This is a genomic window from Litchfieldia stipae (assembly GCF_014837155.1).
In the GTDB taxonomy this organism is placed as follows: domain Bacteria; phylum Bacillota; class Bacilli; order Bacillales; family Bacillaceae_L; genus Litchfieldia.
In genome coordinates this window covers 1-8314 of the sequence record NZ_JACYHA010000042.1, presented here as the reverse complement: position 1 = coordinate 8314, position 8314 = coordinate 1, and the positions used below count along the sequence as shown (strand labels likewise).

Here is an 8314-nt window from a genome sequence, read left to right as displayed (position 1 = left end):
TCGTCTAGAGGTAGAATACTTAAAAAAGTTACGAGCTTTTCAGATGGATCCGGAAAACTATCTCGAAAAGCACAAGCAGCATTATCATTCGAACTCAAAGAAACCTTCAAATTAAAGGATGTTTTACAAATAGTCGGTATTCCTGAATCTTCCTATCATTATCATATTAAAATGATGAATAGAGTCGATCCAAACCAAGAATTAAAGGAGACCATTCACTCTATATTTGTTGAGAATCATGGCAATTATGGATATCGTCGTATCCAATTAGAATTGAAGAATCGTGGAATGGAAGTCAATCATAAGAAAGTACAACGGATTATGAATGAACTTGGTATTAAAGGTGATAAGTTTACTCGAAAATCACGCAAATATGTTTCTTACAAGGGAACAATCGGAAATGTTGCGCAAAACCGTATTAAACGTAGGTTTCACACAAATGTTTATCATCAAAAATTAACAACAGACATAACTGAATTCAAGTGTTCTGAGAATGCGAAGTTATACTTTAGCCCAATTATGGATATGTACAATGGGGAAATTATATCTCATGGCATAGATAAGCGTCCAAACTTAGAATTAGCGCTCAAACCTCTCAAGACAGCACTAGAAATAGTGAAAGATTCACCATTTAGAACGACCATACATTCTGATCAAGGTTGGCATTACCAGCATAATAAATGGGTAAATAAGCTTAAGGAACACAAGGTGTTCCAGAGTATGTCCCGTAAGGGAAACTGTTTGGACAATTCGCCTATGGAGAATTTTTTTGGATTACTAAAGCAAGAAATGTACCATGGAGAAGCACTGTGCTCATATGATGAATTAAAAAAGAAAATTGAAGACTATATCCATTATTATAATAACAAGCGTATTAAGCAAAAATTGGCTGGCATGAGCCCGGTTGAATACCGTAAACATACCAGCCAATTAGCTGCATAAAATATACTCTAACTTTTGGGGGTCACATCAGAACCGTCCCCAACTTGCCAAAAAAAGCTGATTTGGATGGATTCACCATCACAAATCAGCTTAAGAATTATTAGTTATTTACTTTTTCTTCATATTGTTCAGCAGTCATTAATTTCTCAATTTGACCTGCGTCTGATGGTTCGATGACGATCATCCATGCTTTTTCGTATGGAGATTCATTAACGAATTCAGGGCTATCATCTAAGTCGCCATTAATTTCCACAATTTTCCCACTAATTGGAGCATATAGCTCAGAAACAGTTTTTACTGATTCAACGCTACCAAAAGGCTCGTTAGCTTCGATTTCATCTCCAACCTCTGGTAACTCAACAAATACGATATCACCTAGCTCAGATTGTGCAAAATCTGTAATGCCGATACGGACCTTATCTCCTTCAACCTTTACCCATTCATGTTCTTCTGAATAACGCAATTCCTTTGGTATGTTCATCGTGATACCCTCCAAGATTATGTAATGATATATGATTAAAAGATTCCAATTTGATCTTCTAATTCAGGCATTAAGCTAACCAATGATCTTTGTACATCTGTTCATTAAAACCAACCGTTACCTTTGTTCCATCTGTCAACAGTGGGCGTTTCACAAGCATACCATCTGTAGCTAAGATATCTAATAATTCGTCATCTGTACTTGTCTTCATTTTATCCTTTAATCCAAGTTCACGGTATTTTTGTCCACTTGTATTAAAGAACTTCTTCAACTCAAGTCCACTTTTCTGATATAAATCAGCTAGTACTTCACGAGATGGATTTTGTTCAACGATATGTACTTCTTCAAATTTAATATCATGCTCTTCTAATAGTTTCTTTGCATTACGGCATGTGCTACATTTTGGGTACCAATAAAATGTTAAGGACATGAACCTCACCACCTATCTAAAGCAAATCTTTCCATTCTAATTTAGTATTTTATCACATGACTTGTCCAATTCATAATATCTAGAGTCAAAACTTTTGATAAAATAGCTGTATTGTATATTTTTTAAGCCACAGCCTGAATAAACTCCGCGTCCGGCGGGGTGACCAGCGAGCCTCCTCGTCGCTTCCAACTCCTGCTCACGTCTCACTTTGACCACGCATCCCGCAGGAGTCTACGTGTATTCAGACTGCTTATTAGCAAACGTCAAATTTAAAAAGGCAGTCTATCAAAAATAGACTACCCAAATGAATCATTTTTAGTTAGCTTATACTGTATATTTCTCTGCTTCCATGATACTGGCTGCTATTTCACGTTTTTTCGCAACGACGTTAATCGGTGTGTAGCGAGTGAACTTCCGTAATGCAGATAACATCATTCGTAAGCTATCTCCCTGTTCTGTTGCGCATAGCGTTTCTTTAGCATGTGCCTCAATTTCATTAAATGCCTCTTGGCAATAGACTTGAGTGTATAATATTTTTTGTTTATTTTTTTCAATACCTTGCTTGTTTATGGCCTTTTCAGTACGGAGAACAGCAGATTCCATGGCATAGACATTGCTGACGATATCAGCAATATTTGCTAGAATTTCCTGTTCTTTTTCAAGATCAGTCCCGTATTTTTGGACAGCTAATCCTGCGATCATTAGGCCAATTTTCTTAGCGTTTCGAACCAGGTATTTTTCTTGTTCGAGAGTGCCAACCCCTACCTCTTCAGGCATGAGCATCATCAATTCCTCCTGCAAAGCTTGAGCTTTTTGAAGTAATGGAAGCTCACCCTTGAAGGCTTTCCTTAAGAAAGTGCCTGGTACTAAGAGACGGTTAATCTCGTTAGTCCCTTCAAAAATCCGATTAATACGAGAATCACGATACGCTCTTTCAATTTCATACTCAGCCATGAATCCATAACCACCGTGAATTTGTACACCTTCATCGACGCAATAATCTAGAGTTTCAGAGCCGAATACCTTATTCAAAGAACATTCAATCGCATACTCTGAGACTGCTTTTGCAATTGCCTTCCCGTCCTTTAATTCATCATCTGTTAGTTGTCCCATGCGATCCTCATAGAGGCCGACCGTTCGATAAACGGAGCTTTCTGTTGCATATGTCTTGGTTGCCATGTTCGCCAATTTTTCTTGAATTAATGAAAACTTTGAGATTGGTGTTTTAAACTGCTGGCGTTGATTCGCATATTTAACTGCTAGCTCAATCACGTTTTTCGATCCGCCAACAGTCCCAACAGCAAGCTTGTAACGACCAATATTTAAGATATTAAATGCAATGATATGACCTCTACCTAAATCCCCTAAAAGGTTCTCCTTCGGAACAGCAACGTCTTCAAGATTCAAGGTTCTTGTCGATGAACCCTTAATTCCCATTTTCTTTTCTTCTGGACCTGTTGAAACACCCGCGAAATCTCTCTCTACAATAAAAGCAGAGAAATGCTCACCATCAACCTTTGCGTAAACAATAAAGACATCCGCAAAACCAGCGTTTGTAATCCATTGCTTCTCTCCGTTTAAAATATAATGAGTTCCTTCTTCATTTAATTTGGCCATTGTTTTTGCACCTAAAGCATCTGAACCTGAACCTGGTTCTGTTAGAGCGTAAGCTGCAAGTTTTTCTCCAGAGGCAAGGTATGGTAAGTATTTTTTCTTTTGTGCTTCATTTCCAAATAAGACAATCGGTAAAGAGCCGATTCCTACATGAGCCCCGTATGATAAAGAAAATCCGCCTGCAGCTGAGAATTTCTCTGTAATCACAGATGAGCTAATTTTATCAAGACCCAGTCCTCCATATTCTTCAGGAACATCTACTCCTAATAAGCCAAGGTCCCCAGCTTGCTTTAATAATTTCACTGATAGGTCAAACTGATGGTTTTCAATCTCCTCAATTTTTGGCTTTACTTCACCTGTAATGTAATCCTCAGTCGTTTTTGCAATCATCACATGCTCTTCGTTGAAATCCTCTGGTGTAAATATTCGGTCTGCCTCAAGATCTTCTATTAAAAATGCTCCACCTTTTACGTAACCTTCAGTCGCTTTTGACATGCTATTTCCCCCTTATTTACCTTTAGAGTAATTCAAAGACTCCAGCAGCTCCCATTCCGCCACCGATACACATGGTGACAACACCAAATTGTTGCTGTCTTCGTTTTAATTCATGTAAAAGTGTCAGTGTAAGCTTCGTCCCTGTACATCCTAATGGATGACCAAGTGCAATCGCGCCACCATTGACATTCACAAGCTCCTCATTGATACCAAGCTCACGTATGACTTGAATCGCTTGAGAGGCGAAGGCTTCATTCAATTCAAATAAATGAATATCCGAGAGTTCTAATCCAGCCATTTTTAACGCTTTAGGAATTGCCGCTACTGGTCCAACCCCCATGATTTCAGGTGGAACGCCTGCAACAGCAAATGATCTTAATTTAGCTAACGGCTGTAATCCTAGTGATTCTGCTTTTTCACGGTCCATGACCATCACTGCTGCAGCTCCATCACTTGTTTGTGATGCATTACCTGCTGTCACTGATCCAGTGACCGAAAATGCAGGCCTTAGCCCAGCCAATACCTCCATCGTAGTCCCTGACCTTACACCTTCATCCATTGAGAAAGTGAAATTCTTTTCATTTAATTTGTGATGAGCATCAATTGTTTTTTGTGTTACTTCCACTGGAACGATCTCATCCACAAATTTCCCTTCTTTTAAAGCTTGTGCTGCCTTTTGATGACTTCTTACCGCAAAAGCATCTTGGTCTTCTCGACTAATCCCATACTTTAAGGCAACCTGCTCCGCGGTATGTCCCATACCCATATAATATTCAGGGGCATTTTCAGCAAGGAAGGGATTAGGACGAGTGACATGCCCCATCATTGGAACTAGACTCATAGATTCTGCTCCACCTGCAATGATGGTATCAGAGTGTCCTAGCATAATCCTTTCAGCTGCAAAAGCAATTGATTGTAACCCTGACGAACAATAGCGATTAATTGTGATGGCTGGGACAGTGTATGGTAATCCTGCAAGTGCTCCGATATTTCTTGCCATATTCAGTCCCTGCTCTGCTTCAGGCATTGCACAGCCTATAATCAAATCATCTATATTTCCATCATAATTTCCTGCACGTTTTAATGTTTCCTTTACAACCAGTGCCCCTAAATCATCTGGTCTGACTTGTGCTAATGACCCTTTCTTTGCCTTTCCAACTGGCGTTCTTGCTCCTGCGACGATGACTGCTTCTCTCACACAATTCCCCCCTGTTTCGAATATGCTTCCATTTCCTAGTTACGTAATGGCTTCCCTTTTACAAGCATATGCTGCATTCTTGCTTGAGATTTTGGTTCTCCAACAAGACTTAAAAATGCCTCGCGTTCTAGATCAAGTAAATATTGCTCATCCACTTCAGTTCCAAACGGGACTTTGCCCCCTGCAATCACATGAGCAAGCTTTGATGCAATTTTCATATCATGGTCAGAAATATAGCCAGAGTACTTCATTGTCTGCGCGCCAAGTAATAAAGCTGCATATCCCGTTTCACCAATAACCGGAATCTTTTTACGTTGTGGTGCACTATAGCCTGTATTAAATAGTGAAAGCACTCGTTGCTTTGCATCGTGGAGTAAATGATCCCCATTAACGCTTATTCCATCCCTAGCAGTTAAAAAGTTATTTTGCCTTGCTTCAGCAGCCGAGGTTGACACTTTCGCCATCGCAATCGATTCAAATACTTTATTAGCAACATTTTGTATATCGAACTGGACCCCACTAGGTAGTCCTTCAAGATGCTTCAAATATAATTCCTTGTTTCCACCCCCACCAGGGATTAAGCCGACTCCCACTTCAACTAAGCCCATATAGGTTTCACTCGAAGCTTGAATCGCACTAGCAGGAAGACATACTTCTGTTCCACCACCTAGGGTCATCCCAAACGGTGCTGCTACAATTGGCCTCGCACTATATTTCACGTTCATCATTGCTTGCTGGAAATGACGGACAACCATTTCAATTTCAAAATAGTTATCATCTTGAGCTTCCATCAGAATTAAGGCAAGGTTTGCCCCAACACAGAAGTTCTTTCCTTGGTTTCCGATGACAAGCCCCTTGTAATTTCGATCAACTTCCTCAACCGCATAATTAATCATTTGAATAATATCAAGTCCAATGGCATTGCTTTTTGAATGAAATTCTAGCAAAGCGACATCATCACCAAGATCAATTAAACTAGCTCCACCGTTTTTCTTAATGACTCCATTTGCTTCTTTCAGTCGCTTTATATGGATTTGCTTAGGATTCTTCTCGATTGGAAGATATGTGCCCTGATGATAGTAAGTAACACTTGCACCATCGTTCTGGTAGAAAGACGTATGGCCAGCTTCGATCATTTCATTGACCCATTTTGGGATAGTAACTCCTTCTGCGTTTAGCCTCTTAACAGATGCCTCTAACCCAATTGCATCCCACATTTCAAATGGACCTAACTCCCACCCAAATCCCCATTTCATTGCCTGATCAATGGAGACAATGGAATCAGCAATCTCTCCTAGTAATTCGGCAGAATAGATGATTGTTGGGGTTGTAATGTTCCATAAAAGCTTTCCAACTCGGTCCTCGCCGGATATAAGCGTTTTCATTTTGTTGGATAGTCCTTTTTGCTGCTTGCTCATTTCAATTAATGGAGAGGATAGTTTTTTTCTTGGTTCGTACTCTAGTGTATGGGGATTGAGTTCGAGAATCTCTTTTCCTTTTTTCAAGAAAAATCCTTGACCCGCCTTACTTCCAATCCAGCCTCTCTGAACCATTTCCTGCATGAAACTAGGAATCTCAAAGACTTCTTTTTCTGAGCCTTCCACTTGTTCGTAAACGTTCTTGGCCACGTGAACAAATGTATCTAATCCAACGACATCAAGTGTTCTGAAGGTGGCACTTTTGGGCCGCCCAATCAGTGGTCCTGTGACAGAATCTACTTCTCCAACACTGTAGTCACCTTTGAGCATCTCTCTAAGTGTAACAAGAAGACCATACGTCCCGATTCGGTTCGCAATAAAGTTAGGTGTATCCTTAGCGACCACAACACCTTTTCCTAAAACATTTTCACTAAATTCCTTCATGAAGCTTAATACTTCTGTACCCGTGTGCTTAGTTGGAATAATTTCTAAAAGCTTTAAGTATCTTGGAGGGTTAAAGAAATGTGTTCCTAAAAAATGATGTTTAAAATCATCGGAGCGCCCTTCGACCATTGCCTCCACTGAAATCCCCGATGTATTTGAACTGACGATGCTTCCTTGCTTTCTATATTGATCAACAGTTGTAAAGACCTTTTTCTTCACTTCTAGATTTTCTACAACGACCTCAATAATCCAATCCACTTCTGAAAGCTTTTCGAGATCGTCCTCTAAATTTCCAGCTGTAAGTAGGGACAGATTTTCTTTTGTAGTAAGTGGAGCTGGCTTTTGTTTTACTAATTTTTTTAGAGCTGCTTCAGACAGTCGATTTCGAACAGCTTTATCTTGAAGTGTTAATCCTTTTGCTTGTTCAGCACTCGTTGTTTCTTTTGGTACGATATCTAATAAAAGAGTGGGTATCCCAATGTTCGCTAAATGTGCAGCAATTCCAGATCCCATTACACCTGAACCGAGTACAGCCGCTTTTTTTATTCGTTGGATCATCCATCGCTTCCCCCTTTTTGAATGAATACTCATTCATTTTATGCTCAAAAAAATATCCCGATGACATTTCGAGCTACTTACTTATAAATATATCTGAGATTTTACTTTCTCGCAATGATTTTTTTGAAAAATCTGTTAAAAATAAAGGCTGTTTTCTTAAAGTTTGTTGTTTTTTTGAGGCGAATTAATTGAGAATCGATTTCTAGCAGACTGAATACACGGGGGACTCCCGTGCGACTAGTTGGCTCCCACAGGACGCGGAGTGTATTCAGGCTGCGGTATCAAAAGCAAAAATATAAACGAAAATAGCCAAAATAAACAAGGAGTTATCCAATCTAAGAATGGAATGTTTAAAACTGGTGACTCTAACAGATGGAGGTGATGAACATGGCAAAACGTGATAAAAACCCATCTAAAGCGGCTGTAAGTGCTGCTAGCGTGAAGGGCAATGCAGGACCTGATTCAAGAGAACATTTCAGCAAAAAACAATCATCAAACCAACAATACGGGGCTGACTCAACCCAAGATAAATAAAAGAGCTTTGAAAATGAGAATTATAGCAGTCTGAATACACGGAGACTCCCGTGGGAACAGTGGACAAGGTGAGACCCAGCAGGAGCAAAGCGAGGCCACTGAAAAAGTCCTCATAAAAGAGAAACTTAGGTTTTTATTCCTATCTTTCTCTTTTTTAATTTATAATTGATTTAATAAATAGTAGGTGGGTGTCGTCATGA

Annotated in this window: 7 protein-coding genes; 2 read left to right on the top strand and 5 right to left on the bottom strand. The window is 39.6% G+C overall.

Going from position 1 to position 8314, the window contains the following annotated elements:
• On the top strand, nt 1–942 hold a 942-nt coding region (locus F7888_RS22075; protein WP_191783524.1), incomplete at its 5' end, for an IS3 family transposase.
• 100 nt (nt 943–1042) lie between these two features.
• Here the strand turns inward: F7888_RS22075 and gcvH are convergent.
• The 5 genes from gcvH to F7888_RS22050 form a co-directional block, all read right to left on the bottom strand.
• Nucleotides 1043–1423, bottom strand: a complete 381-nt coding sequence (gene gcvH, locus F7888_RS22070; protein ID WP_191783522.1) for a glycine cleavage system protein GcvH — start codon at nt 1421–1423, stop codon at nt 1043–1045.
• Between the two features lie 70 nt (nt 1424–1493).
• Nucleotides 1494–1853, bottom strand: a complete 360-nt coding sequence (locus tag F7888_RS22065) for an arsenate reductase family protein (RefSeq protein ID WP_191783520.1) — start codon at nt 1851–1853, stop codon at nt 1494–1496.
• Between the two features lie 324 nt (nt 1854–2177).
• Nucleotides 2178–3962 carry an acyl-CoA dehydrogenase family protein gene (locus F7888_RS22060; RefSeq protein WP_191783518.1) on the bottom strand — a complete coding sequence of 595 codons (1785 nt, stop codon included), beginning with the start codon at nt 3960–3962 and terminating at the stop codon, nt 2178–2180.
• Between the two features lie 22 nt (nt 3963–3984).
• Nucleotides 3985–5160: an acetyl-CoA C-acetyltransferase gene (locus F7888_RS22055; protein WP_191783516.1), complete on the bottom strand. Its 1176-nt coding sequence runs from the start codon at nt 5158–5160 to the stop codon at nt 3985–3987.
• 35 nt (nt 5161–5195) lie between these two features.
• Complete coding sequence (locus F7888_RS22050; protein ID WP_191783514.1) at nt 5196–7580, bottom strand: 3-hydroxyacyl-CoA dehydrogenase/enoyl-CoA hydratase family protein; 2385 nt, start codon at nt 7578–7580, stop codon at nt 5196–5198.
• Nucleotides 7581–7967: 387 nt separating this feature from the next.
• Here F7888_RS22050 and F7888_RS22045 point away from each other — a divergent pair, with 387 nt between their 5' ends.
• Nucleotides 7968–8114: a YuzL family protein gene (locus F7888_RS22045; RefSeq protein WP_191783512.1), complete on the top strand. Its 147-nt coding sequence runs from the start codon at nt 7968–7970 to the stop codon at nt 8112–8114.
• Nucleotides 8115–8314: the final 200 nt, after the last annotated feature.

Bases quoted from the DNA above. Each gene is read 5' to 3' on its own strand.
- F7888_RS22045 (WP_191783512.1), top strand. From the start codon at position 7,968: ATGGCAAAACGTGATAAAAACCCATCTAAAGCGGCTGTAAGTGCTGCT.
- F7888_RS22065 (WP_191783520.1), bottom strand. From the start codon at position 1,853: ATGTCCTTAACATTTTATTGGTACCCAAAATGTAGCACATGCCGTAAT.
- gcvH (WP_191783522.1), bottom strand. From the start codon at position 1,423: ATGAACATACCAAAGGAATTGCGTTATTCAGAAGAACATGAATGGGTA.
- F7888_RS22060 (WP_191783518.1), bottom strand. From the start codon at position 3,962: ATGTCAAAAGCGACTGAAGGTTACGTAAAAGGTGGAGCATTTTTAATA.
- F7888_RS22050 (WP_191783514.1), bottom strand. From the start codon at position 7,580: ATGATCCAACGAATAAAAAAAGCGGCTGTACTCGGTTCAGGTGTAATG.